Source organism: Marinococcus salis (assembly GCF_054971365.1).
In genome coordinates this window covers 118,250-144,884 of record NZ_JBQOJB010000002.1, presented here as the reverse complement: position 1 = coordinate 144,884, position 26,635 = coordinate 118,250, and the positions used below count along the sequence as shown (strand labels likewise).

The window sequence follows — 26,635 nt, the reverse complement described above, 5'->3', positions numbered from 1 at the left end:
GATTAAAAGATGGTGCGGAAAACGCCGGTGACTCTGCCGAGTATCGTACAGTTTTCTAAAATAATTGGATCCATGGTGGCATTTTCAGGCTGCAGCCGGATAAAGTTTTCTTCTTTATAGAACCGCTTAACCGTCGCTTCCATTTCGTCTGTCATTGCAACAATGATATCGCCATTATCTGCGGTCTGCTGTTTTTGGACAACGACAAGGTCCCCGTCAAAAATCCCGGCTTCAATCATGCTGTCACCCTGGATGGTAAGCATGTAGACCTGCTCCTCATCGGTCACCATCCGCTCCGGAAGAGGAATGTATTCTTCAACATTTTCCACCGCAGTAATAGGCTCCCCGGCCGTGACTTTACCGATGACCGGAACATACACGGCTTTGCTTTCGTGAATCGGCTCGCTGCCCTGTTCTTCAAGCTCAAGTACTTCAATCGCCCGTGGCTTTGTCGGGTCGCGGCGGATTAGATTTTTGTTTTCAAGGCGGGCGAGGTGCCCGTGAACCGTGGAACTCGAAGCGAGTCCGACAGCTTCCCCGATCTCCCGTACCGAAGGCGGATAGCCTTTTTCTTTTACTTCTTCTTTTATATAATCAAGAATTTGCTGCTGGCGCTTGGATAGCTTCATCTCCGCACCTCCTTTTGAGGAATTTTTCTGAATAAAGTATAGCATGAGGGGAACAAAAACGCAAACACCCGTTCTAATATTTTTGTTGACGGGAACAGGCATTCTGGTATACTGGATGAATATAAGAACATACATTCTCATTCAGGGGGGAACGCACACATGAATAAACTAAAAACTTTTACTTCCACGGACTGGACCATGCTTGCCTTGTTTGCATTTGCGCTTATGTTTCTGGTATATTCAGCGGACGCTTCAATCACTCCGGAAACGCTGGACGGCACGGATACAGACCGGCCGGCAGAAATCGTCCATGAAGAACAGCATCCGGTTTTAAAAGACAGGTTAGTCTACCAGGAAGAGCCGTGGGAACGGACAGTGACATTTGACGCTCCCGAACAGTAAAACCCGAACGGAAAGGACCGCAAAGACATGAAAACATGCATTATCTATGCCCGGGTAAGTACGGAAAAAGAAGAACAGCAGTCCTCGCTTGCCAGGCAGCAGGAAGAGCTGGAGGCTCTTGCGGCCGCGAATGGCTGGGCTGTGCAGCAGGTCATTACCGAACAGGAAAGCAGCTATTCGGTGGAACGGGACGGGCTTCTCCGCGTGTTTGAGCTTCTTGATGATACCGAAGCGGATACGCTGTTAATCACGGACGATACGCGGCTTGGACGTGGAAATGCCAAAATCGCCGTGCTTCACGAACTGCAGAAACGGGGGACGTTCATCTATACGGTAAAAGAGGACGGAGAGCTCGAAATTGCGGATACTGACCATATGATTATGGATATTTTGTCCATCGTCGAAGAACACCAGCGCCGGCTGCATAATTTCAAAATTAAGCGGGGGATGCAGCGGGCGGTGGAAAACGGCTATCATCCGGAGGAAAACTTCGGACTGAACCGGAGCGGCGGGCGAAAGAAAAAAGAAGTGCCCATTGAAGAAATTGTTAAACTGAAGCAGCGGGAGCTGACGTTTAAAGATATTGCCTCTACGCTCCGCGGCCTCGGCTACGATATTTCCAAAGCGACGGTGCACCGCCGTTATAAAGAACACGAAAAGCAGGCGGCGGAAACAGAGCAGCAGTGATTTATTTGCGGGAGCGCCAGGTTTTTAATATAATGAATAAGGAACGCACAATTTAAGGGAGGCAACTTATGCTTTCGAAAGAAAAAATTGACCGCATTAATGAGTTGGCCAAACGTCAGAAATCGACAGGGCTGACAGCGGAAGAAGAAGAGGAACAGCACGCGCTGCGCCAAGAATATTTAAGCAAATTCCGTTCTTCATTCAAAAACCAGCTCGAAAACGTCAAAGTGGTGGACGAAGAAGGCACGGATGTCACTCCGAACAAGCTTGAACGTGTGAAACGACGGAACCGCAGCTTCCGGCATTAAGAAAAGGAGGCCTGGTCTTGAAAAAGAGCAGGCCTTTTGATTTTGTTCTTTCTCCGCTAACCCGCTTGTGTAATCGTTTTAAAACCTTTATCATAAAAACGTACATGTACACGGAACCCCCTGCTGAGCCACTTGAGTGGCACGGGTTTCCATAAAAATACATACTGTGGAGGGACATATGCATGGCAATTAGCACAGAACAATTAGCAATCAACACGATCCGGACGTTGTCCATCGAAAGCATCGAAAAAGCCCAGTCGGGCCACCCGGGGCTTCCGATGGGCGCCGCGCCGATGGCATACGCACTCTGGACCAAATCCATGAACCATAATCCGGGCAACCCGTCCTGGTTTAACCGTGACCGCTTCGTGCTGTCGGCCGGCCACGGATCGATGCTTCTATACAGCATGCTGCACTTGAGCGGCTACGACCTGTCGCTCGACGAACTCAAGCACTTCCGCCAGTGGGGAAGCAAAACACCGGGGCATCCGGAATACGGCCACACCCCGGGCGTGGAAGCAACGACCGGCCCGCTCGGGCAGGGACTGGCCATGGGCACCGGCATGGCGATGGCCGAACGCCACCTGGCGGCCAAGTACAACACGGACGATCACGCCGTGGTGGACCATTTCACGTACGTGCTCTGCGGCGACGGCGACCTGATGGAGGGCGTGTCCTCCGAATCGGCGTCGCTGGCCGGCCACCTGCAGCTTGGCAACCTGGTGGTGCTGTATGACTCCAACGACGTGTCGCTCGACGGCGCCCTGAACCAGTCGTTTTCGGAAAACGTGCTGCAGCGCTACGAGGCGTACGGCTGGCATACCATCCTGATCGAAGACGGCAACGACGTGGCGGCCCTCGAGGCAGCGATTGAAGAAGCCAAGCAGTCCCCGAAACCGTCCATGATCGAAGTGAAAACCGTGATCGGGTACGGGGCGCCGAACAAAGGCGGCACGAACGCGGCCCACGGCGCGCCGATCGGCGATGAGGAATACAACCTGGTGAAAGAAGCCTACCAGTGGGACTACGACGCGTTCCATGTCCCGCCGGAAGTGACCGAGCTGTTTGCGGAAGTGAAAGCCTCCGGCGCGAAAGCGGAACAGGAATGGAACGAGCTGTTCGCCTCCTACAAAGAGGCCAATCCGGAACTGGGCAGCGAACTCGAGCAGGCGATCGCCGGCGGGCTCCCGGACGGATGGGACGCGAAGCTGCCGGTCTTCACCGATGAAAAAGCAGCGACCCGGGCTGCGTCGGGCGATGTGCTGCAGGAAGTAGCGGCCGCGGTGCCGTCCCTGTTCGGCGGATCGGCGGACCTGGCCGGCTCCAACAAAACGCTGATCAAAGCGGAGAACGATTTCAGCCGCTACGACTACACCGGGCGCAACATCTGGTTCGGCGTCCGGGAATTCGCGATGGCCGCCGCCGTGAACGGCATCCAGCTGCACGGCGGTTTGAAGCCCTTCGGCTCGACGTTTCTCGTGTTCTCCGATTACCTGCGGCCGGCCCTGCGCCTGAGCGCGCTCATGGAGCTTCCGCTCACGCACGTGTTCACCCACGACAGCATCGCGGTCGGCGAAGACGGCCCGACCCACGAGCCGGTGGAACAGCTGGCCGCGCTCCGGGCAATTCCGAACCTGAACGTGATCCGGCCGGCGGACGGCAACGAAACGGTCGCGGCCTGGCGCGTGGCGATGGAGAGCGAAACCACGCCAACGGCGCTGGTGCTGACCCGCCAGGGCGTGCCAACGCTCGAAGACACGAAGGACAAAGCGGTGGAAGGCGTGCGCCAGGGAGCGTACGTGATCGGCGAACAGGCCGAGCACCCGGACCTGCTGCTCGTCGCTTCCGGCTCCGAGGTGTCGCTCGCGGTGGACGCGAAAGCCCGGCTGCAGGACGACGGCTGGACGGTGAATGTCGTCAGCATGCCGAACTTCCACGCCTTCGACCATCAGTCCGAGGACTACCGCCGCTCGGTGCTGCCGGACGGCGTGCCGGCGATGGCCGTGGAAATGGGCTCCTCCTTCGGCTGGTACAAGTACGTCGGCGCCGAGGGCGCCGTGTACGGTATTGACCGCTTCGGGGCGTCCGCGCCGGGCGGGGAAGTCGTGGAAAAGTACGGCTTCACCCCCGACAAGGTGGCCGAAGCAGCCAGACAGCTGATCAAAAAATAGCAGTGTTTGTGGAGAAAGCAGCCTGCGGGCTGCTTTCTCCTATTTTTAACCGAAAGAAAAACAGAGGAGCAGGCGCGGGGACTTTCGAATCGATGCTTTCTTTACCTAAAAGAATGCGTTATAATAAACAAGGTCTGTTTAGAGACGCTAACAACACACACATATATGTTAGGTATTCGGGAAAGGGGTAAGAAGACACATGGGCTGGCTATGGTTAACAATTATCGGCATTGTCATTTTACTGGTTGGTATAGCCATCGGTTTCTTTATCGCAAGAAAAACGATGATGAACTACTTGAAAAAAAATCCTCCTATTAATGAACAAATGCTGCGCGTCATGATGATGCAGATGGGGCAGAATCCGTCCCAGAAGAAGATCAACCAAATGATGAAAGCAATGCAGCGACAACAAGATAAGAAATAACGATCAGCACCCTTCTAGCTTCTGGAGGGTGCTTTTTTATCCATAGAGAGGAGGACAACCGGATGCGCGCTTTTTGGGATTTACGCTGGTTTTTCTGGCAGGAGCGGTTCAAGTACAGCTTTGGGATCCTGCTGCTTATTATTGTAGCGCTGCTGTCGCTTCTGCCGCCGTATGTGGTCGGAGTAGTGGTGGATGCCATTGAGCAGAACCGCCTGACCACGGACATGCTTGCCGGCTGGATGGGAGCGATGATGGCGGCAGGAATATGCATGTACGTTCTCCGGTACGTATGGCGCATTATGATTTTTGGTTCCTCGCTTCATCTCGGGCGCACGCTTCGTTACAATCTGTATCAGCACTTTACACGGATGAGCAGTGATTTTTTCGGACGGAAGCGGACCGGGGATTTGATGGCGCACGCGACCAATGATATTACCGCGGTGCAGATGATGGCCGGCCAGGGGGTTTTAACGATTGTGGATTCGCTCGTCATGGGAGGATTCGTGGTACTGGCGATGGCGGTTGGGATCAGCTGGCAGCTGACGCTGATCACGCTTTTGCCGATGCCGCTGATGGCGCTTTTGACGAGCTGGTACGGCCACCTGCTGCATCAGCGGTTTGGTGACGCCCAGCAGTCCTTTTCCCAGTTGAACAACCGGACGCAGGAGAGCATTTCCGGGGTGAAAGTGACGAAAACGTTCGGCTACGAACAAGAAGATATTCAGGCTTTTGACGAGCAGTCGCGGGACGTCGTGGATAAAAACGAGCGGGTGGCCCGGATTGACGCCCTGTTTGACCCGACCATCACACTTATTATCGGGGTGTGTTACCTGCTTGCGATTGGCTTTGGGGCCGGATATGTAACCGATGGGACCATCACGATCGGCCAGCTGACGACGTTCAGTGTTTATTTGGGCATGCTGATTTGGCCGATGCTTGCGTTCGGGTGGTTTTTTAATATTATTGAACGCGGCCACGCCTCGTATGACCGTATTCGGCAGCTGATGGCCGAGCGGACGGATATTACCGACCAAAAGGCCGGGGTGAAGGACGTACCGGCCGGGGCGGTGCAGATAGACATAGACGAGTTTTATTACCCGCGGTCGGAAACGAGGGCGCTTCACGGCATCCGTGCGTCGGTGCAGCCGGGAGAGACGATCGGAATCGTCGGGCGGACCGGCGCCGGAAAAACCACGCTTTTACGGCTGCTTCTGCGGGAGCTGAAAAGCGGGGACGGGGCCATTACAATCGGGGGAGTGCCGGCGGAAGCCTATTATCTGGATACGTACCGCCTGGCGTTTGGAAACGTGCCCCAGGAGCACTTTTTATTTTCGATGACGCTTGCGGACAATATCGCCTTTTCTAACCCTGAAGCCACCCAGCAGGACATTCAGCGCGCGGCGGGCCTTGCAGCCATTCATGACGATATCGTGGCGCTTCCCCAGGGCTATGCGACAGCGGTTGGAGAGCGCGGGGTCACGCTTTCCGGGGGGCAGAAGCAGCGCATTTCGATTGCGCGGGCGCTTCTTCAAAACCCGGAAATCCTTATCCTGGATGACGCCCTTTCCGCCGTGGACGCAACTACCGAGCAGCAGATTCTCGAAGCGCTGAAACGGGAGCGGGAGGGCAAAACGACCTTTATCGTGACGCACCGCATGAGCACGGTGAAAGAAGCGGACGCGGTATGGGTGCTGAAAAACGGTACCATCGTCGAAAACGGCTCCCACCAGGCCCTGATGGAAGCCCGGGGCATTTATGCAGAAATGGTGAAACGCGAAGAGCTAAAGGCTCAGGTGGAAAGGGGGGACCGCTGATGCTGCATGAGGATAAAGTATTAACCAAACAGGAGCAGCGGGCGATCGTCAAGCGGCTGTTAAAGTACGCAGCTGTACACAAATGGCTGCTGGCGTCGGCCTGTACGTTTCTAGTGATCGGCGTTGGAGCGGAGCTTCTCAGCCCGTATCTCGTGAAGGTGTTCATTGACAGCTACGTGACCCCGGGCGTGTTCCCCGCGGGCGAATTGACGTGGCTGGCGTCGGTATTTGCGGCAGCTACCGTTCTTTCTGCGGTGATGGTGTACTTTCACACCTACTGGTTTCAGCGGATTGCCCTGAAAAGCATCCAGCAGATCCGGGTCGACGTGTTTTCGAGCGTCGAGGGCGCGTCGATGCGTTTTTACGACCAGACACCCTCGGGGGCGCTCGTAAGCCGTATTACTAACGACACCGAGCGTATCCGGGAGCTGTATATGGAAGTGCTCTCCACGTTTATTCAAAACGGGGTGTTTCTTATCGGCGTACTTGTGGCGATGTTCTTTCTGGACGTCCGGCTGGCAGCGGCAGCGATACTGATCATGCCGCTCCTGCTTATGTTAATGGCGCTTTACCGCCGCTACAGCTCCAGGTACTACGGGGAAATGAGCGGCAAGCTGAGCCGGCTGAATACGAAGATTAATGAAAGCCTTCAGGGCATGTCGGTCATTCAGCTGTTTCGGCAGGAAAGCCGGATGAAACAGGAATTTTCCGGTATTAATGATGCCCACTACGAAGCCGGGCTGAAAAGCATGAAGATCGACGGCCTGCTGCTTCGTCCGGCGATCGATCTCGTATCGGTGCTTGCGCTTATCGGCGTGCTCTCCTATTTCGGCATTTTGTCGTTGGAAGGGGCTGTGCAGGTCGGGGTGATTTATGCCTTTGTCAATTATTTTGAGCGCTTTTTTGAACCGGTCAATGAAATCATGCAGCAGATGTCGCTGTATCAGCAGTCGATCGTTTCCGCCGGCCGGGTGTTTCATTTAATGGATATCACGACAGAGGAAGCGGCCGCCGGGCACAAACGCCAAACGGGGGAGGCGTCCCCGAGCGGGGAAATCGAATTTGAGCATGTGACCTTCAGCTATGACGGCGAGCACCCGGTCCTCCGCGACATTAACCTGTCGGTCAAAGAGGGCGAAACGATCGCGATCGTCGGCCACACCGGCAGCGGTAAAAGCTCCATCATTAACCTGCTGCTCCGGTTTTATGACTACGATACCGGCACGGTTTTTCTTGGCGGAAAGGATCTGCAGCGCTGGCCGGAACAGGCGCTGCGCCGGCACGTCGGGCTCGTGCTGCAGGATCCGTTTTTGTTTACCGGCACGGTGCGGGAAAACATTGCGATGCACAATCACGGGCTAAGCGACGAGGAAGTGCGGCAGGCCGCTGCTTTCGTCGGCGCGGACCGGTTTATTGAAGCACTGCCGAACCAGTACGACGAGCAGGTAGGCGAGCGGGGAAGCTCGTTTTCTAATGGCGAAAAACAGCTGATTACGTTTGCCCGTACAGTCGCCCATGACCCGAAGGTGCTCGTGCTTGATGAAGCCACGGCCAATATCGACAGCGAAAGTGAAGCGGTAATCCAGCAGGCGCTTGCGAGCCTCGTAAAAAACCGGACAACCATCATGATTGCGCACCGATTGTCCACGATCCGGCACGCGGACCAGATCATCGTCCTGCACCAGGGGGAAATTGCCGAACGTGGCACGCACCAGGAGCTGCTTGTCTCCGGAGGGCTGTACGAAAAAATGTACCGGCTGCAGCATGAAAATGAAGAAGTAAGATAAAAGCGGGAACAATTGCGAGCCGCCGCTGCGGGGTGTATCATAAAGGCAGGAAAGCCTTCATGTGATACACCCTATTTTTATAGAAAGGAAGGCGGCCGAAGTGAATACACTGCTGATTATTACGACCCTGACGGCTTTTTTTATGGCTTCAGTCGTGATTGTTATCCGCATGAAAGCCATCAAACAGCCGGCAACATTTAAAAAAATCGTGCTGCCGCCGTTTTTCATGGCGACGGGAGCGTTAATGTTTGTTTATCCTCCGGCCCGTCCCACCGGAATGGAAATCGGGGAGGCACTCTTAATTGGATTTGTTTTTTCGTTTCTGCTGATGGCAACCACGTCCTTTGAAATCCGGGAACGCGAGATCTTTGTGCGCCGCTCCAAGGCCTTTTCATTTATTCTGGTGGGCCTGCTGATTGTCCGGACGCTCATTAAGCTGATTATCGGCGATGCGATCGAGCCGGCGGTGCTTGCCGGCATGTTCTTTCTGCTCGCCTTTGCCATGCTCGTCCCGTGGCGCGTGTATATGGCCGTAAAGTACAAGCAGCTGGAAAAAGTGCTGCGGCGCGAGAGAGAGACCGGAGATTCCGTGCCTTCCCGCCATTCATCTTAACGAAAGGGAGAAGTGACCATGTCCAATGATGTAAACGAACACCTCCAAAATGAAATACACGGCAAAAAACTGCCTAACGAAGCGGAGCGCCGCCTGTACCTCGACACGTACCGCGAACGCGTCATCCTCGCGCTGACGAAAAAACAGGTAATGGAAAAGGGAATACGACAGGAAGTGCTGAACGCGATGCACGACCGGAAGGCAGCAGAAGTGCTTGTCGACGGTCATCTGAGCCTTGAGGCCCTGCGGCCGTACCGGAAAGCAGCCGAGACCCGCCGCGTGCCTTATCGGCGCGTCACGCTCGATGAGCCTGAGGGCACCTACGGCCTGGTCGTCGCCTCCGACACGGCCATTGACCGCGAGGACGTGTTTGCCGAGGACGAGCCGGATACAGAAGGCGGCAAACCGGAAGCGGACGGGAAAAAACCGTGGTGGAAAAAGCTGCTTGGCCTCTGAAAAACGAAAAAAGAGGCAAGCGTTTTCCGAATTTTTATCCGAAAATATTTATCTTTGAGGAAAGTTTTGCTATTCTATGAAAGTGGGTCGAGAAACAGATCGGGAAAGGCGGCAGTGAAGTAATACAGCTGCAGGCCTTTCTGCTTATCCTCATCTACTTTTTCGACAACGTTATTGGATTGTTGTATAATAGATCAAGAAGGAGGGGTACATATGGCTCAAAATCAAGACGTATTCAATGCTCGCAAGGCTTTTGAATCGAATGGCAAAACGTATTATTATTACGACATTAAAGCTATTCAGGATGCAGGAGTTGGCGATGTATCGAAGCTGCCATATTCCATTCGTGTGCTGCTCGAATCTGTACTAAGACAGTTGGACGGCCACGTAATTAAACAGGAACACGTAGAAAGTTTAGCAAAATGGGGTTCCGAAGAAGGATCCAAGCAGGACGTACCATTCAAACCATCCCGTGTTATTCTCCAGGACTTTACCGGGGTTCCGGCAGTGGTGGACCTTGCGTCACTGCGAAAAGCAATGAATGATTTCGGGGGAGACGCGGATGTCATCGACCCGGCAATTCCAGTTGACCTTGTGGTGGACCACTCGGTACAGGTGGACCGTTACGGCACTAATGACTCGCTGAACCAGAACATGAACTTTGAATTTTCGAGAAACGAAGAGCGCTACAAGCTCCTCAGCTGGGCGACCAAAGCGTTTAACAACTACAGCGCTGTACCGCCGGCTACAGGCATCGTGCACCAGGTGAACCTGGAATATCTTGCCTCCGTCGTACACACGAAAGAAACTGAAAACGGCGAAGTGGACACGTATCCGGATACGCTCGTCGGTACGGACTCCCACACGACCATGATCAACGGCCTCGGCGTTCTAGGCTGGGGTGTTGGCGGTATCGAGGCGGAAGCGGGCATGCTGCAGCAGCCGTCCTACTTCCCGGCTCCTGAAGTGGTCGGCGTTCGTCTCGTAAACTCCCTGCCGAATGGTTCAACAGCGACAGACCTCGCGCTGCGCGTTACCCAGCGGCTCCGGGAAACGAACGTGGTCGGCAAATTTGTGGAATTCTTCGGCGAAGGCCTGGCGGAAATGCCGCTTGCTGACCGCGCGACGATTTCCAACATGGCACCGGAATACGGCGCGACCTGTGGGTTCTTCCCGGTCGACGAAGAAGCGCTCAACTATCTGCGCCTGACCGGACGCGACGAAGAGCACGTGCAGCTTGTGAAAGACTACTGCAAGCACAACCACATCTTCTTTGATCCGTCCGAAAAAGAACCGCAGTTCACCCAGGTGATTGAAATTGACCTCGCGGATATTGAACCAAGCCTGAGCGGTCCGAAGCGCCCGCAGGATTTGATTACGTTATCCGACATGAAAAAACAGTTCAATGAGGCGCTGACGGCTCCAGCCGGCAACCAGGGATTCGGCCTGTCTCCGGAGGAGATCGACAACGAAGCGACCATCGAACATCCAAACGGCAAAACGTCGACGATGAAAACCGGGGCGCTTGCCATCGCAGCCATCACCAGCTGTACGAACACGTCCAATCCATACGTAATGATCGGGGCAGGCCTTGTCGCCCGTAACGCGGTGGAGAAAGGGCTTGAAGTACCGGAATACGTAAAAACGTCGCTGGCTCCAGGTTCCAAAGTTGTTACCCGCTATCTCGACGACTCCGGCCTGATGCCGTATCTGAACGATCTCGGGTTCAACCTGGTCGGCTACGGCTGCACGACGTGTATCGGCAACAGCGGCCCGCTGCTCGAAGAGATCGAAAAAGGGATCACAGACAGTGATCTCCTCGTTTCCTCTGTGCTGAGCGGTAACCGTAACTTTGAAGGACGGATCCACCCGCTTGTCAAAGCCAACTACCTGGCATCGCCGCCGCTTGTTGTCGCGTACGCGCTGGCCGGTACGGTTGACTTCGACATGTACCGTGATTCGTTCGGCAAGGACAAAGACGGCAACGACGTATACTTTAACGACCTGTGGCCATCCGCCGCCGAAGTCAAAGACTTTATCACGCAAAACGTGTCTCCGGACCTCTTTAAAGAAGAGTACGAGAATGTCTTTGACAATAACGAGCGCTGGAACGAGCTGCAATCGGACGAAAATGCAGAGCTGTACGACTTTGACGATGATTCCACGTACATTCAAAACCCGCCGTTCTTTGAAGAAATGTCCAAGGAGCCGGAAGACATTAAACCGTTGACTGCTCTGCGGGCCGTGGCGAAATTTGGCGACTCGGTTACGACCGATCACATTTCTCCGGCAGGGTCCATCGCAAAAGACAGCCCGGCCGGCCGTTATTTGATGGAAAAAGGCCTGAAGCCGGCGCAGTTTAACTCCTACGGTTCCCGCCGCGGTAACCATGAAGTGATGATGCGTGGAACATTCGCCAACATCCGGATTAAAAACCAGCTGGCTACTGGCACAGAAGGCGGTTATACGACCTACTGGCCGAACGGCGAAGTGCTGTCCATCTATGATGCAGCGATGAAATACAAAGAGGAAAACACTGGCCTGCTTGTAATGGCCGGCAAAGATTACGGCATGGGAAGCTCCCGTGACTGGGCAGCAAAAGGAACAAACCTGCTCGGCATTAAGACCGTTATTGCGGAAAGCTTCGAGCGTATTCACCGCAGTAACCTTGTGCTGATGGGCGTGCTCCCGCTGCAGTTCCAGGAAGGGGAAAACGCTGATTCCCTTGGTTTGACCGGGGAAGAGCATTTCGATGTGAAAATTGATAATACTGTAAAGCCGCACGACATGATCGACGTCGTAGCCACTGACGAGGACGGCAAAACGACTACCTTCCAGGTGGTTGCCCGTTTTGACAGTGACGTTGAGATGGATTACTACCGTCACGGTGGTATTCTGCAGATGGTGCTTCGTAACAACCTTGAAGCAGCAGAGGCAAAACGAAGCCAGTAATGGTGTAATGAAGCCTCCGGTTCGCCGGGGGCTTTGTCTTACAGAATTTAAAAATTTCACATACCGTAATGATAAAATTTGTCACACCTTTCTCAACCTCTTATAATAAAAATGAGGACTAACGCGTGTTCAACCAGGGAATACGATAAAGATGACTACTCATTTTCGTCCTTTTCCCGATAGGGGGTGCCTTTATTGCAAATTAATGAGCAAAATAATATTTACGATATAATCGATAGATGGGAAAAAGAAGAAAACAACATTACGGTCAAACGGGCCTATGAGTGCATCCGGACGCTCGAGGAGAGCGATCAGCCTTCCGGCTGCGCCCGCGTGTACGCCCTGATGGCCAGAGACCGGTGGAAGCACCAGCGCCGGTTTGATCCGATGATCCGCAACTGGCTGCAAAAAGCAGAAGAGCTCGATGACACGGTGCCGCTTTTGCAGCAGCTGCGGCCGATGGAGCGGATCGACAGCATCCAGGAAAACATTCTGGATACCCAGCTGACGCCGCTTCGCGAAACGGACCCGGCGTCGGCCCGCTACCGGGTGGCTGAACAGCTGCGGGAGCAGTGCCGGCAGATGATCCAGTATCTGGACGATACGCTCGATACGTGGAATCCGGAAGAATTGACAGTAGACTTTTTGAACGAAGTGGAAAACGAGCATTTGCGGGAGCTTCCGTTTCTGCTTGAAAACATTAAGCAGGCGTGTGAGCGGCTGGCGTCAAGTACGCAGACCTACATGGACACTGCATCGGGGTCCTTTTATTCGCCGGAGGCCGTCCGCGAAATCAAAGAAGCGATCAGCCATGTGGAGCAGCTGAAGGAAAAGTGGAACGAAGCGTCGAGCTCGCTCACGAAGGTGGGCGAGGAGTATACCGATCCGCTGGAAGAGCTGAATGACATGATCGGCCTGCACGGCGTGAAGTCCCGTGTGCATAACATGTATCATTACCTGCAGTACCAGAAGCGGCGGAAGGAGCAGGGGTACCAGTGGAAGGATGAACGAAGCCTTCACATGATTCTGACAGGAAACCCCGGCACGGGCAAAACGATGCTCGCTCGCCTGCTTGCTAAAATTTATCACCAGCTCGGCCTGCTTCAGCGCGATGAAGTGCTCGAAACCGACCGTTCGCGGCTTGTCGGCTCGTATGTCGGCCAGACCGAGGAAAAGACGATGGCGCTGATCAAGGAAGCGGTCGGCGGCGTATTGTTCATCGACGAAGCCTACAGCTTAAAACGCGAAGGCATGGCCGGAAACGATTTTGGACAAACAGCGATTGACACCCTGGTGTCTGCGATGACGAGCGGGGAATATGCCGGCACGTTCGCGGTTATCCTGGCCGGCTACCCGGAGGAAATGCGGCAGTTCCTGCATGCCAATCCGGGGCTTCGCAGCCGGTTTCCGGAAAGCAATCATATCCATCTGCCCGACTACAGCATGGATGAGCTGATGGAGATCGGGGAGAAAGTCGCGCTTGAAAACGACTTTTTCCTAAGCGAGGAAAGCAAGCGGGTGCTTGAAGAGCGGATCGAAAAAGAGCAGGTGGATGAAACGTTCGGCAACGGGCGAACAGTCAAAAACATTGTGCTCGACAGCATCTTCCAAAAAGGGGCGGCGATCGGCAATCAGGATTATATCGGCATCGATGACTTTTCGCTGTTGACGGCCGGAGATATTGAGGAACCTGAAGGCGAGCAGCCGAAGGACAAACGCTCCGCCGTCCAGCAGCTTGATGACTTTATCGGTCTCAACCACGTGAAGCAGGAAATGAAAAAGCTCGCCTCCTTTATCCGCGTACAGCAGCAGCGCCGCGAAGAAGGAGCCCCGACTGTGCCGATTCAGCTGCACACCGTCTTTTCCGGGCCGCCGGGCACCGGCAAAACAACGCTTGCCCAGGTGTACGCCGGCATCCTGAAGGAATACGGCTTTTTAAAACGGGGGCACTGCATTGTGGCCGGCCGCAGCGACCTGGTGGCCGAGTATGTCGGCCAGACGGCCGCAAAAACGAAGCGGAAGGTCCGGGAGGCCCTCGGCGGGGTGCTGTTTATTGACGAAGCATACGCCCTGATGTCGAGTTCGCGGAGCGACTTCGGCCGGGAAGCGCTGGATACCCTCGTCGAAGAAATGACCAAGCACGACGAAAATCTGGTGGTTGTACTTTCCGGCTATCCGGAGCCGATGAAGCAGCTGCTTGAAATGAATCCGGGTCTTGAATCCCGCTTTAAAAAAACCTTTTACTTCCCGCCGTACACGCCGGAGGATCTGGCGGAGATTACAGAGCGTTCGGTGGAGCGTTTTGGCTATCATTTTGAGCCGGAGGCGCGCGAGCTGCTTGAGAGCAGGTACGCTGTCTCGAACACGGACGGCAACGCCCGGCTCGCCGAAGACGTAGCCGAAGAAATCTTTCAGCAGCAGGCCTTCCGGCTGTTCCAGTCGGAAAAGAACGATGAAGACCTGCATGAGCTGACGGCTGAAGACGTGAAGCATGCGATTGAAGTACGGGTGAAATCTGAAGGAGAAGAAGGACATGAAGAGCGTTCATACACCAATTGAAGTACGATATGCTGAAACGGACCAGATGGGAATCGTTCATCACGGTTCCTATGTGGTCTGGTGCGAAATCGGGCGCACGCACCATATGAAGGAGATGGGCTTTTACTATCCGGATATTGAAAGGGCCGGCTATTTGTTTCCGGTGCTCAGCATTAACATCGATTACGAAACGCCGGCCGTCTACGGCGAGGATGTGGAAATTGAAACGTGGATTGATTCTTATGACGGAGTGCGTGTAAAATATGGGTATATTGTGACTAACGCCAAAGGACAGACGTGCATCCGGGCGTTTTCAAGCCACGTGTGCGTCCGCAAGGAAACGTTCAAACCGGTAGCTATCCGAAGGGCACTGCCGGACTGGCATAAGGCATACAGCCGGCTGGCGGAGTCCACGGCCGCCGGGTCTGCCAAAGGCGGTGGAGACGATGGCATTTGGCATTAAAGCCCACGAACTAAAAGCCTGGAAACGAAAGGCCGCGGCGGGAGAAGTGGCCCTCTTGACGCATTACTGGTATGACCCGCGCTTTCCCGACTGTGACACGGTGACGAAAGCCTCCTGCCGCGATGTGGAGACGCTCGCCCGCTGGGGCAGGCAGTACGGGTTGAAGGCCGGCTGGATCCATTACCGGGACGATTACCCGCACTTTGACCTGCTGGGAGACTATGAAGCGCATATTCTCTCGGAAGAAAAGCAGTGGACGCAGATGGAACGGTTTGGCATTCAGGCGCCCCGTTCAACTAAATAATTTAATCTGGAGGCACAATCTATGAATGCAACACAGAATGAAATTATTGAAGCATTGCAAACAACGCCGGAGATTGACCCCAAGCAGGAAATTGAACGCCGGGTGCACTTTCTGAAAGAATACGCCAAAAAAGCCGGAGTCAGAGGCTTTGTGCTCGGCATTTCCGGCGGCCAGGATTCGACGCTCGCCGGCAAGCTCGCCCAGATGGCGGTGGATGAGCTTGAAACCGAGCAGGCCGTACCGTTCAAATTTGTCGCCCTCCGCCTGCCGTACGGAAAACAGCATGATGAGGACGATGCGGCGAAGGCGCTTGACTACATCGAGCCGCAGGAAACGTATACGATTGACGTTCAGCCGGGCGTGGACGCGTCGGTGCAGGCATTTGAACGGGCCCTTGGAACCACCATGTCCGACTTTATTAAGGGCAACACGAAGGCCCGGGAACGGATGAAGGCCCAGTACGACGTCGCCGGAGCCGAAGGGCTGCTCGTACTCGGCACCGACCACGCAGCAGAAGCGGTTACCGGCTTTTACACGAAGCACGGGGACGGCGCCTGCGACGTGGCCCCGCTGTACGGCCTGAATAAGCGTCAGGGCAAGATGCTGCTGCGCGAGCTCGAAGCACCGGCCTCGACGTTTGAAAAGGTACCGACCGCTGATCTCGAAAGCGACCGTCCCGGCCTTCCGGACGAAGAGGCGCTCGGGCTGACGTACGACCAGATCGACGACTTTCTCGAAGGCCAAAGCATTGATCCTGATGCCCATGACCGGCTCGTGGATATGTATAACAAAACGGCGCATAAACGGGAAATGCCGGCAACGTTATACGATACGTGGTGGAAAGAATAAAAAGCGACTGCGGATGGTCCCCTTGCGGCCATCCGTTTTTCACAAATACGGGAAAGACTAGACGGCGGCCGCGATGTTTGATATATAGATAAAAGAAAGAAAAGGAGAGAACACCGAAATACGTTAAAGGAGAACGATAGCGCCATGCCTATTAAAGTACCTGACTATCTGCCGGCCAAAAATACGCTGGAAAAAGAAAATATTTTTATCATGAATGAAAGCCGGGCCTATCTGCAGGATATCCGCCCGCTGAAAATTGTCATTTTAAACCTGATGCCTTTAAAAGAGCGGACGGAGACCCAGATCCTCCGGATGCTCAGTAATACGCCGCTGCAGGTGGATGTGTCGTTTCTGCATCCGGATACCCACCGGTCCAAAAACACGCCGCGCGAGCATCTGTCGTCGTTCTACAAAACGATCGATGAAGTGCGGAGCCGGAAATTCGACGGCATGATCATCACCGGGGCCCCGCTTGAGCAAATCCCGTTCGAAGAAGTGGATTACTGGGAAGAGCTTCAGAGCATTCTGGACTGGAGCGACCAGAACGTCACCAACACGATGCACATCTGCTGGGGGGCCCAGGCCGGCCTGTACCACCATCACGGCATCGATAAGCATCCGCTTCCGAAAAAACAGTTCGGCGTCTACCCGCACTATATTAACGGCCAAAACGAAAAGCTTCTGAGCGGGTTCGACGACCAGTTTTACGTGCCGCACTCCCGGTACACGAAAACAAGACGGGAGGACGTGGAGGCCTGTCCGGACCTGGACATTTTATCCGAATCCGACGAAGCCGGCCTGTATATCGTAGCGACCAAGGACCGCAAGCGGATTTACGTGACCGGCCACAGCGAATACGATGCGGACACCCTGCGCGATGAATTTGAGCGCGATATGCGCCGCGGTCTGGGAACCGAGGTGCCGGAAAACTACTTTCCGGAGGACAATCACCTGTATTCCCCGCTGAAAATGTGGCGCGCCCATGCGACGCTGTTGTTTACGAACTGGCTGAACTATTATGTGTATCAGGAGACACCATTCGACTTTGCCTGAAACTGTTTCCAATCCGGAAACAGTTTTTTCAGTCCGGGGAAAAAAGATGATATAATAGATGCGTGCAAAAACAGCCGGGAACGACAACTAGGCAGAGACGCCGAAGAATGTGAGCGGAAGATTGGGTGATGGAGTTGGATGCGCTAGACGTATTGATGAATAAAGAACAGATTTTGGTGTACTTTCAGCCGATACTGAGCGCAGATAAGCTGGAGATTTCTGCGTATGAAGTGCTCGGCCGTTTTCGAAATGAGGACGGGAGTGTCGAGACGCTCGAGAACTGTTTTCGGGACCCGGGAGTGCCGTGGGAGTATAAGCAGGAAATTGACCGGGAGGTGCACCGGGCTGCGCTGGAAACGTTTGTAGCTGGAGAGCGTACGGATATGGTTTTTTTAAACGTGGACGCGTCCACCATTCTCGGAGACGGAGGAGACGGCCTGGTTGAATTTCTACTTGGGTACGAGGAATGGGGCGTGGCTCCGGCCTCGATCTGCCTGGAACTGAAAGCGACCGATTTTCAGCAGGACCTATCGCGCCTGAAGCACTTTATACAGTATGCCCAGAGCGCCGGCCTTTCGGTTGCGATTGATAATCTCGGCAAGGAAGCGATTCATCTGGAACAGCTTGCCTACTTGAAGCCCAATGTGCTGAAGGTGGACGTGACGCTTTCCGAAAGTTTTGCGGTACCGAGCATTTACCGGGACGTGCTGCATTCGCTGTCGACGCTGTCGAGAAAAATTGGAGCTTCGCTTTTGTTTGAAAAAATTGAATCGTTTAATCAGCTGAATTATGCCTGGCGCAACGGCGCCCGGTATTACCAGGGATTCTACCTTGATAAGCCGAAAGAGACGTTCATTGAAAAAGACCAGTTTCAACAACGGATGAAAAAGGACATCCATCATTTTATCGATGTGGAGCGTAAAAAAATCGAAGCCCAGATCCAGTTAACCGCCGAGCTGAACAAGCGGCTGAACGAGCGCCTCAAGCATTCAGACGTGATGGAAGACATCGACGGCTGGACGCTTCGGACCGCAGAGTCGCTCGAGGAAATGAGCTTCCGCGTGTACGTGTGCGACCGGGAGGGATACCAGCTTTCTGGGAACGCCTCGCGCCAGAGCGGCGGCGCGTGGGAATACCGGACGGAAGAGCGCCACCGCAACTGGAGCTGGCGGCCGTATTTTCTGGAAAACATTGTGCGCATGAATTTTGAACAAAGAGGCATTCTTTCCGACATGTATACGGATTTCCACAGCGATGAAATGATTCGGACATATTCCCATCCCATCACGGAGGATTTGTACGTATTTGTGGATATTCCGTACGCATTTTTATATGAAAAAGACTATCTGCTGTAACAGCGCCGGCTTCTCCTGCTACGGAGGAGCGGCGTTTTTGCATCAAAAGGAGAGCGGTAACGGTGCAGCGGCCAACCCTTGAAATGTATCAATGGAATAATGACGCAGTCCGGGCCTTTTTTTCCCGGCATACGTTTTCGCCGTCTGCGGTCAGTGAAGGAATCGAAAAGCTCGAAGGCGCCTCCGGGCCCACGGCAGGCGAAAAGAGAGATTTGCGCCGGCTGAAGGCAAAAAACAGCGCGTCGGCGTACCACGTGCTTGTCTGCGGCCACTTTTCCGCAGGGAAAAGCACGCTGATCAACCGGATGCTGGACGGGGAATGGCTGCCGGCCCATCCGGTGCCGACAAGTGCGAACGTCGTTTCCTTTTCGGCTGGAGACGCTGCCTCCTATAAGGTGACCACCGGCGGACAGACTTCAGCGGTACCGGCCGGAGCGTGGACGAATGCATGGATGATGGCCAAGGAAACCGAACGGGTGGAAGTGAGGCATCCCGAATTGCCGCTGCCGCCGGGAGTGACGCTTTTTGATACCCCGGGCATTGATTCCACCGAAGCCGCTCATCAGCGGGCCGCGGAGTCGGAATGGATGATAGCCGATGAGCTGTTTTATGTGACTGACTACCAGCAGGTGGAGTCGGAAGAAAATTTTTTGTTTCTGCAGCGGTTGAACGAGCAGTATGTCCGACCATGCCTTATCGTTAACCAGGTGGACAAGCATGAGGAAGGGGAGCTCTCCTTCCAGGCCTACCAGGACCGGATCCGGGAAAGCCTGGACCGCCGGCAGATCGAATACGAAGCTGTTTTTTTCGTGTCTGCGCTTTACCCCGAACGCACGGCCGCCTCCTGGGAAGCCCTGCAGAAGAGAATGCTGCCTGCCGCTGCCGGCCAGCGGACGGAGCGCATCCGGCAGACATGCGCGGCGAGAGCGTATTACCTCACCGTGTCCCATCTGCGCCGGCGTCTTTCTGCAGCGGAGCCGGGCGAAGATATCAAGGGCGTTTGGAAAGCGTTTACCACGCCCGGAGACCTTTACGAGGCGGTAGAGGCAGACCAGAACGCAGCCGGACAGTTCAGGCACTGGGAGGCGCAGGGAGAAAAAGCGATGCGCCAGACCATCCTCGATGCCTTTGCCCGTGCCAAGCTGATGCCCTACCATACGCGGGCGGCAGTGCGTGACTATCTGGAATCCCGCCTGGTGACCTTTCGTGTTAAAAGCTGGCTGGGCACCCAAAAAACGACTAAGGTTCGCAGGGACCGGGAAGCCCGGCTGATCAAAGAGCTGAATGAAAACATCAAAAACGAACTCGAAAATCATTTAAAACGGGACATGAAGCAGACCGCCGAACGCTACGCCGGCAGAAGCCCGCAGGTGGAAGCCGCGATTGACGCTATGGAAGTGCGGGCGGATGCTGCCATGCTCCAGGATGCGGAAAACAAGGGGGCACGCCTCACGGAAGCCTATGCAAGAACTTACTGCCGCAACCTGGAAGAAAAAATGCAGACGGCGTACCGCCGGCAGCTTGCTGAATGGATGCCGCTCTTTTTAGAAGCGGCCCGGGACCAGAAGCAGACGGAAGCCCGGCAGCAGGAAGCACAAGCAGCAGCCAACCGGAAAGCCTGGCGGACTTATGAAGACTGGCGCCGCGAATTTTATCAGGCAAAGGACCTGCTTGAGGCCCAGCAGCAGTGGTGGTCCGGGCATGCGGTGCCGCTGTCTCAGGCCGGCCTCGAGACAGAACCGGCAGCGCAGGCAGTAGCCCCCTCTGCGGAGAATAAAACCTATTCGGTAAAAAAATGGTACGAAAACTACCTGGCCGCTTCTGGGGGAAGCCGGGACAGCCGCCCCGATCCGGAGGCGACGGCAGAGCAGTGGCGAAAGCTTGCCCGGCTGGTGAAGCCGTACGTACCGCTTGAAGGCTTTGCCCAGCGGCTGGAGGCCCGGGCGGCAAGGCTCCGGGAGCAGTCGTTCCGGGTGTCCTTTTTCGGCGGCTTCAGTGCCGGGAAATCCACGGTAGCCAACGCCATGGCGGGAGAAACCGTCCTGCCGGTGTCGGCGAATCCAACTACAGCGGCGATCACTCATTTGAAAGCACCGGACGGCCGGCATCCGGACCGGAGCGCAGTGATTTATTACAAGCAGCAGGCCCATGTGCTTCAGGACATGAACGACCTGCTGGCCCCGTTTGAGGTGCGCCTGGATCATGTCACAGAGTGGCACGACCGGTACGATGCTTACGAAGAACAGGCCCGGGCACGGGCGGAAAAAGCAGAAAAGCAGAAGCGGACCGAGCTGGAACAGGAGCAGCTGGAGCCGCTCGCCTTCGATGCGATGCGGGAGGAAGAAAAAAGAATGCTTGATCAGTACGCCTCCTCCTACGAACAGCAGCAGCGCAGCGCGGGCCATTCGGAGGCAGTCTCCCTCGAAGCCTTTCAGCAGGCGGCTGGAACAGAAGCGCAGGCGATGATGATTGAACGGGCGGACGTTTATCTTGCTTCTCCGTGGACCGGGCAGGGCATGGAAATAGTCGATACCCCCGGTATTCATTCGGTGTATCAGCGCCACGCAGACATTTCCTTCCAGGAAATGCAGCGGGCGGACGCCATTTTGTTTTTATCGTATTACAACCATGCATTTTCGCGCGGGGATAAAGCATTTTTGGAGCAGCTGGCTGCGGTGAACCAAACGTTTTCCTACGATAAATTGATTTTTCTCGTAAACGCAGCGGATCTTGCTTCTAACCGGCAGGAGCTCGAGGAGGTGCTTTCGTATGTGCGCGAAGAGCTTGCCGCCATTGGTGTCCGAGACCCGCTTGTCCTGCCGGTTTCCGGAAAAGTGTCGCTGCAGGACAAAACGGCCGGCGGCCTGGAAGGGTTTGAGGCCGTGTTTGAAGAGTTTCTTTCCACGACGCTTGAAACCACTGTGATCAAAGAGGGAAACCGGGAGGCCGAAGAGCTCCGCTCCTACGTGGAACGAACACGGGCACAGGCGGAGCGGACGAATGCCGAACAGGCGCGGGAGAGACAAAACGAAATCATGCAGCTGGAGCAGTTCCTCGCACAGGACAAGTGGACAGAGTCATGGAAGCGTATCGACAAGCGGCTTGCTGAGGAAACAGAGGAATTGTTTTTCTACGTCCGCCAGCGGTTGTTTTATTATTACCGGGAAGAATTTATGTTTTGGTTTTCGCGGGCGTACTTTCATGACCAGTCCTCGTTTCGTTCCCAGCTGCGCCGGAAAACGACAGAAGCAGTCCAGCAGGTGCTGCAGCGGTTCATGCAGGAAACAAGGGTTACGACGGCGCGGGTAGAACGGTGGGTCCAGCAGGCGATGAATGAAGAGGAACAATACTGGAGGCAGCAGCTGCCGAACCATTTTCGTTATGTGTTTTCGGGAGAGGACGAAGCTTTTCCGGCAATCGAATTTTCTCCGCCGGAGGTGCCGTTGGTCGCCGAAGCGGTGGAGGGGGAGTGGAAAACGCTCTCGCACCATGATTTCTTCCTGAGAGGGGAAAACAAAGCGTACCGGGAAGTGCTCGAACAAAAGCTGCGGCCCGTGGTCGAAGAAGAGCTGCAAATAGTGAAAGCAAACGTCTATGCCTGGGCGGAAGCGGCAGCGGCAGCCCGGTGGAAGCAGCGCACGGACGGCTGGGAGGCGGCGGCAGCCCGGCAGACAGAGTGGCTGAAGCAGGAAAAAACAGAAGATAGCGAGCGGGAATGGGCGCGGCTGGAAGCAGAGCTCCGGAGGCTGGTTGGACAGACGGAGTGAGTGTGTTATACTACAAGTACTCTGCAAGATAAAGGATGGGGACATGAACGGAACAAATATTTTTTTAGACGACGTCCGACAGTCTCCGGATAATCACGTATTGGTGAAAACAGCGGAAGAATGCATGCGACTGCTGCAAAACACGGCTGACGTCAGCCATCTGTCGCTTGACCATGACTTGGGAACGAAGTATTTTAACGGTTTTTCCGTTGTGCTGTATTTACTCGAAAAACAAATTATACCTTCAAAAATTACCATACACTCAGCGAATGCAGTGGGCGGCAAACGGATGTACCGGAGACTAATGGAAGCGCGCAAGTCCGGGGAGCTTCCGGAACGAGTGAAGATCCTGCACCGGCCGCTGCCGTTAAACGCCTAAAAAGAAGCCTTCCGGGGCTTCTTTTTTATATAACGGGGGAAGCTTTGCTATAATGGACAATGAAAAAGGAGGGGGAAGCTATGCAAATACAGCTGACCGACCGGGCGGCCGACGCGATTCGCCGCCTGGAGGATAAACAGACGATTACGATTGCCTACGAATTTACGGGCGGGTGCCAGGGGCTGCAGGAATTCCAGCTGCATGCCTCTCCCGGGACAACGCCGGAAGCCAGAGCGGCCGACGAAGATACGTGGCATCTGCTGGAGCCGTCGCCGGTGCTTGACTATCATCCAACGCTCAAATGGATGCTGAAAAATAAAAACCAGACCATTGCCAACAACATTCATTTGTATGAACAGACGGAGGCGTAAGGAGGACAGGTGATGGAGCGTTTAGTGGATATAAAAAACGTCAGCGTGCGGACGAACGGGCGGAGCCGGCTGGAGGACGTTTCGTTTGCAGTCAATCAGGGCGAACACCGTGCTCTTCTCGGCTTAAATGGTTCCGGCAAAACCACGCTGCTGCAGGTGATTTTAGGGCAGGTATGGGCCACGGAAGGAGAAGTGCACACCTGGTTTGGCCGGCATGGCAGGGTGAACATGCAGAAGCTCCGCCGGGAAATCGGCATTGTCAGTAACGCCCTGGACGATCAGTACCAGCACCGCGCGGGGGAAACTGCCCGCAACGTCGCCTTAAGCGGTTATTTTGCGAGCATCGGTGTTTACGAACAGGCACCGGAGACGGCCATGGAACGGGCGGAGGAAGCTCTGCGCACGTTCGGGGTATCACAGTACAGAGACGTACCGTATGCCGCGCTTTCCCAGGGGGAGAAGCGCCGGGTAATGCTTGCGAGGGCGTGGACGACAGGAGCAAAGCTGCTCCTTCTTGATGAACCCTGTACCGGCCTCGATGTGAAGGGAAGAGAGGAGCTGATCGAAGGGCTTGAAACGTCGCTGCAAGTCCCGGAGGCACCGACCGTGCTGTATGTAACCCATCACCTTGAAGAGCTGCCGGGAGCCGTAGAAGCTGCAACGATTATGAAAAATGGCCGGGTTCAGGCGGATGGAAAGAAACAGAACGTGCTGACGGATGAAGAGGTTTCCAGCGCGTTTGATGTAGCCGGGAGCATCCAATGGCATGAGCAGCGGCCGTGGTTTATTACGGGAGGAGCTCCGATACGCTGACCGCCGAACGTAGCCGTTCGGTTCGTAACTAAAATTTCAATTACCGTATTTATTACAAAAATAAAATTGAAAAGCTAGGAGAAAAAAGCAAAAAAGAAGCCCCATCCTTATTTAGGAAAGGGCTTGAGAGCATATTTACGTATCAAATGAGGCTACAATTTTCCCGCGTGTATGGCCATCCTGCATTTCCTGTAGTGCTTTCGGGACCTCCTGGAAGCTGATCGTGCGGTTGAGGGAAGGCTTCACTTTTCCCTGCGAAGCAAGCTCTCCAAGCTCCCGTGCCATGTAGCCGAGGTCTTTAATCTGTGCTTCATCATCAGAACGGTACACAAATCCAAGTGCCACTTCATGAATCGAAGGGGCGAGCGTTTTTGCTACGTAGTGGGAAAGGTCGGGCCATTCAACCACAGCAATCAAATGCCCGTTAAACGCGAGGTAATCCAGGGCTTCGGTGGCTGTCTCGCGGCCGACCAGATCAAGAACCACATCGACCCCACGGCCGTCGGTTAATTTGTGTACTTCTTCCACCACGTTCTGGCTGCGGTAGTCAATCACCTGATCGGCCCCCAGCTCTTTCACGTAGTCTGCATTTTCGTCCGAACAGGCGGAAAACACGGTGAGCCCAAGATGCTTGGCAAGCTGTACGGCAAAGCTTCCTACGCCGCCGGACCCAGCCTGAATCATAATCGTCTGGCCAGGGCGGAGCGGGGCCTTCCGGTACAGCGACTGGTAGGCCGTGAAACCGGCCGTCGGCATCGACGCTGCTTCCACATGCGTCAGGCCTTTCGGCACTGATGACACCACGTCCGCCCGCGTAGTCGTAAATTCCGCAAACCCACCGTCTTCTGTCATATTTCCATGATAATACACTTCATCACCGGCTGACCAATCGGTTACATCCGCGCCAACTGCATCGACTACCCCGGACACGTCCAGTCCCGAAACGTGAGGGAACGACCATTCCGGGAGAGGAGATTCCATTAATTTATAATCGACCGGATTTAATCCCACAGCGTGAACTTTGATGCGGAGCTCATGAGCTTCCGGCTCCGGCACCTCCATATCGGTTTCCTGCAGCTGGCCGGGGCCGCCGGCTTCATTTATAACAAGTGCTTTCATTTTATCAGCCTCCTGCTCCTTCTATACCTTCCCGATACGAGACAAAAACATCCAAAAATGAAAAACTCCTGGCTGCAAATCTTTAACACCGGCCGGGCGGGGCCGATATATAAAGTAAAGAGAACCGGGAGGGAAACGGCATGTCTTTAGCAAGTGAAAAAAATATTCTATTGGAATCAGGAACCAACGAGCTCGAAATCGTTTTATTTTCCGTCGGAAACAGCCAATTTGGCATTAATGTCTTAAAGGTGCGCGAAATCATTCATCAGGTGGAGGTCACTCCGGTGCCGAACCATCATGAGCACGTCAAAGGAATTGTGCGCCTGCGCAATGAAGTCATTCCGGTCATTGACCTGAAAAAAGTACTGCGTTACGACGGAGCCGACGATGCCCGCCACGATAAATACATTATCGCAGAGCTGAACCAGGTGAAAGTAGCCTTTCACGTCGAAGAAGTGTCGCGTATTCACCGGATCAGCTGGGAGGATATTGAAAAGCCCAATGCTTTGTCCCAGGGGATTGAAGCCCGCTCCATCGGTATTGTCAAAATGGAGCATGCGATGGTCTTTCTGCTCGACTACGAACGAATTATCAGCGATATCTCCCCGGACACGCTGTTTGACCAGCATCTGCCGGCCTATACGCCGGAACGGGAAAATGCGACCGTGCTGATCGCGGAAGATTCCCCTGTGCTCAAACACTTGATTGCCGATACCCTTGCAGAAGCCGGCTACAAGCGCCACCGTTCCTTTGAAAACGGACGGGAAGCCTATGAATACCTCGAGGAATTACTGAGGGACGGGGGAGCCGCAAGCCTTCCAGATCTAGTGATTACTGACATTGAGATGCCCCAGATGGACGGCCATCATCTTACCAGGAAAATCAAAGAGCACGACCATCTCCGCCACGTCCCGGTCGTTATTTTTTCTTCGCTGATTACAGCGGATTTGTTCCATAAAGGGAAAAACGTCGGAGCTGACGCCCAGGTAAGCAAGCCGGAAATTAATACGCTGGTCAAAACGATCGACAGCTGCATCCGTGCCGCGACCGGTCGCTGACTCCCTGTCCGGACGCCCTCTGCCATCAGGTAGGGGATTTTTTTATAAAAAATTCGAAAAATATTGAAATAACCGTTGACTGTATTATAACAACGGTATATACTTTGAATTACATTATAACAACATTAACAAAAAGGAGCGATTTAGGATGCGTCATTTCACAAGATCGAAAGAAGACCGTTACACCCCGGAAGAGGAAAACCGGACGATTCTCGATATGATTAATGACTACCATACCAACACTAAATAACGCTCACGTCTCGAAAAGGCTTCCCGTATGCAACTGCGGGAAGCCTTTTCTGTGTTATAACACTAAAAACAGC

At 54.4% G+C, this 26,635-nt stretch carries 23 protein-coding genes; 21 read left to right on the top strand and 2 right to left on the bottom strand.

Annotated features, from left to right (window positions below; translation table 11 throughout):
* Positions 1 to 2 precede the first annotated feature (2 nt).
* The gene (gene lexA, locus ACTTK6_RS02470; protein WP_079476455.1) at positions 3 to 629 is read right to left on the bottom strand and encodes a transcriptional repressor LexA; all 627 of its coding nucleotides are present in this window, start codon (positions 627 to 629) and stop codon (positions 3 to 5) included.
* Between the two features lie 159 nt (positions 630 to 788).
* Between lexA and ACTTK6_RS02465 the strand changes: the two genes are divergently transcribed.
* The 20 genes from ACTTK6_RS02465 (at position 789) to ACTTK6_RS02370 (ending at position 24,135) form a co-directional block, all read left to right on the top strand.
* Complete coding sequence (locus tag ACTTK6_RS02465) at positions 789 to 1,031, top strand: hypothetical protein (protein WP_462832542.1); 243 nt, start codon at positions 789 to 791, stop codon at positions 1,029 to 1,031.
* A 27-nt stretch (positions 1,032 to 1,058) separates the two neighbouring features.
* The gene (locus ACTTK6_RS02460) at positions 1,059 to 1,718 is read left to right on the top strand and encodes a YneB family resolvase-like protein (protein WP_079476457.1); all 660 of its coding nucleotides are present in this window, start codon (positions 1,059 to 1,061) and stop codon (positions 1,716 to 1,718) included.
* Positions 1,719 to 1,786: 68 nt separating this feature from the next.
* Entirely contained in the window at positions 1,787 to 2,026 is a 240-nt protein-coding gene (locus ACTTK6_RS02455; RefSeq protein ID WP_079476458.1) for a DUF896 domain-containing protein, read from the top strand.
* Positions 2,027 to 2,208: 182 nt separating this feature from the next.
* Positions 2,209 to 4,197: a transketolase gene (tkt, locus tag ACTTK6_RS02450; protein ID WP_462832541.1), complete on the top strand. Its 1,989-nt coding sequence runs from the start codon at positions 2,209 to 2,211 to the stop codon at positions 4,195 to 4,197.
* Positions 4,198 to 4,396: 199 nt separating this feature from the next.
* Positions 4,397 to 4,621 (top strand): YneF family protein, encoded by a 225-nt coding sequence (locus tag ACTTK6_RS02445; protein WP_022792130.1) that lies wholly within the window; start codon positions 4,397 to 4,399, stop codon positions 4,619 to 4,621.
* Positions 4,622 to 4,683: 62 nt separating this feature from the next.
* Positions 4,684 to 6,435, top strand: coding sequence for an ABC transporter transmembrane domain-containing protein (locus ACTTK6_RS02440; RefSeq protein WP_462832540.1), 1,752 nt, complete (start codon positions 4,684 to 4,686; stop codon positions 6,433 to 6,435).
* The gene (locus ACTTK6_RS02435; RefSeq protein ID WP_462832539.1) at positions 6,435 to 8,222 is read left to right on the top strand and encodes an ABC transporter ATP-binding protein; all 1,788 of its coding nucleotides are present in this window, start codon (positions 6,435 to 6,437) and stop codon (positions 8,220 to 8,222) included. The genes ACTTK6_RS02440 and ACTTK6_RS02435 overlap by 1 nt, the downstream gene beginning before the upstream one ends.
* Before the next feature lie 100 nt (positions 8,223 to 8,322).
* Entirely contained in the window at positions 8,323 to 8,835 is a 513-nt protein-coding gene (locus tag ACTTK6_RS02430) for a CcdC family protein (protein WP_462832538.1), read from the top strand.
* A gap of 18 nt (positions 8,836 to 8,853) precedes the next feature.
* Positions 8,854 to 9,291 (top strand): YueI family protein, encoded by a 438-nt coding sequence (locus ACTTK6_RS02425; RefSeq protein WP_079476461.1) that lies wholly within the window; start codon positions 8,854 to 8,856, stop codon positions 9,289 to 9,291.
* Positions 9,292 to 9,504: 213 nt separating this feature from the next.
* Complete coding sequence (gene acnA, locus ACTTK6_RS02420; RefSeq protein ID WP_462832537.1) at positions 9,505 to 12,243, top strand: aconitate hydratase AcnA; 2,739 nt, start codon at positions 9,505 to 9,507, stop codon at positions 12,241 to 12,243.
* Positions 12,244 to 12,438: 195 nt separating this feature from the next.
* Positions 12,439 to 14,802 carry an AAA family ATPase gene (locus ACTTK6_RS02415; protein WP_462832536.1) on the top strand — a complete coding sequence of 788 codons (2,364 nt, stop codon included), beginning with the start codon at positions 12,439 to 12,441 and terminating at the stop codon, positions 14,800 to 14,802.
* Entirely contained in the window at positions 14,777 to 15,244 is a 468-nt protein-coding gene (locus ACTTK6_RS02410) for an acyl-CoA thioesterase (protein WP_079476464.1), read from the top strand. Before ACTTK6_RS02415 ends, ACTTK6_RS02410 begins: the two co-directional genes overlap by 26 nt.
* Positions 15,228 to 15,548 carry a hypothetical protein gene (locus ACTTK6_RS02405; protein ID WP_079476465.1) on the top strand — a complete coding sequence of 107 codons (321 nt, stop codon included), beginning with the start codon at positions 15,228 to 15,230 and terminating at the stop codon, positions 15,546 to 15,548. Before ACTTK6_RS02410 ends, ACTTK6_RS02405 begins: the two co-directional genes overlap by 17 nt.
* 21 nt (positions 15,549 to 15,569) lie before the next feature.
* A complete protein-coding gene (gene nadE / locus ACTTK6_RS02400; RefSeq protein WP_079476466.1) occupies positions 15,570 to 16,397 on the top strand; it encodes an ammonia-dependent NAD(+) synthetase in 828 nt (275 codons plus the stop codon).
* A gap of 144 nt (positions 16,398 to 16,541) precedes the next feature.
* Entirely contained in the window at positions 16,542 to 17,450 is a 909-nt protein-coding gene (gene metA / locus ACTTK6_RS02395; RefSeq protein WP_079476467.1) for a homoserine O-acetyltransferase MetA, read from the top strand.
* A gap of 128 nt (positions 17,451 to 17,578) precedes the next feature.
* Entirely contained in the window at positions 17,579 to 18,805 is a 1,227-nt protein-coding gene (locus ACTTK6_RS02390) for an EAL domain-containing protein (RefSeq protein ID WP_079476468.1), read from the top strand.
* Between the two features lie 62 nt (positions 18,806 to 18,867).
* Positions 18,868 to 22,572, top strand: a complete 3,705-nt coding sequence (locus ACTTK6_RS02385; protein ID WP_462832535.1) for a dynamin family protein — start codon at positions 18,868 to 18,870, stop codon at positions 22,570 to 22,572.
* A 43-nt stretch (positions 22,573 to 22,615) separates the two neighbouring features.
* Complete coding sequence (locus ACTTK6_RS02380) at positions 22,616 to 22,951, top strand: cyclic-phosphate processing receiver domain-containing protein (protein WP_079476470.1); 336 nt, start codon at positions 22,616 to 22,618, stop codon at positions 22,949 to 22,951.
* Positions 22,952 to 23,031: 80 nt separating this feature from the next.
* Complete coding sequence (locus tag ACTTK6_RS02375; RefSeq protein ID WP_079476471.1) at positions 23,032 to 23,322, top strand: iron-sulfur cluster assembly accessory protein; 291 nt, start codon at positions 23,032 to 23,034, stop codon at positions 23,320 to 23,322.
* Between the two features lie 12 nt (positions 23,323 to 23,334).
* On the top strand, positions 23,335 to 24,135 hold the full coding sequence (locus tag ACTTK6_RS02370) for an ABC transporter ATP-binding protein (RefSeq protein WP_462832534.1): 801 nt from the start codon (positions 23,335 to 23,337) through the stop codon (positions 24,133 to 24,135).
* Positions 24,136 to 24,270: 135 nt separating this feature from the next.
* Here the strand turns inward: ACTTK6_RS02370 and ACTTK6_RS02365 are convergent, their stop codons facing one another.
* Entirely contained in the window at positions 24,271 to 25,254 is a 984-nt protein-coding gene (locus ACTTK6_RS02365) for a zinc-binding dehydrogenase (protein WP_462832533.1), read from the bottom strand.
* 140 nt (positions 25,255 to 25,394) lie between these two features.
* Here ACTTK6_RS02365 and ACTTK6_RS02360 point away from each other — a divergent pair, with 140 nt between their 5' ends.
* Positions 25,395 to 26,312 (top strand): chemotaxis protein, encoded by a 918-nt coding sequence (locus tag ACTTK6_RS02360; RefSeq protein ID WP_462832532.1) that lies wholly within the window; start codon positions 25,395 to 25,397, stop codon positions 26,310 to 26,312.
* Positions 26,313 to 26,635 lie beyond the last annotated feature (323 nt).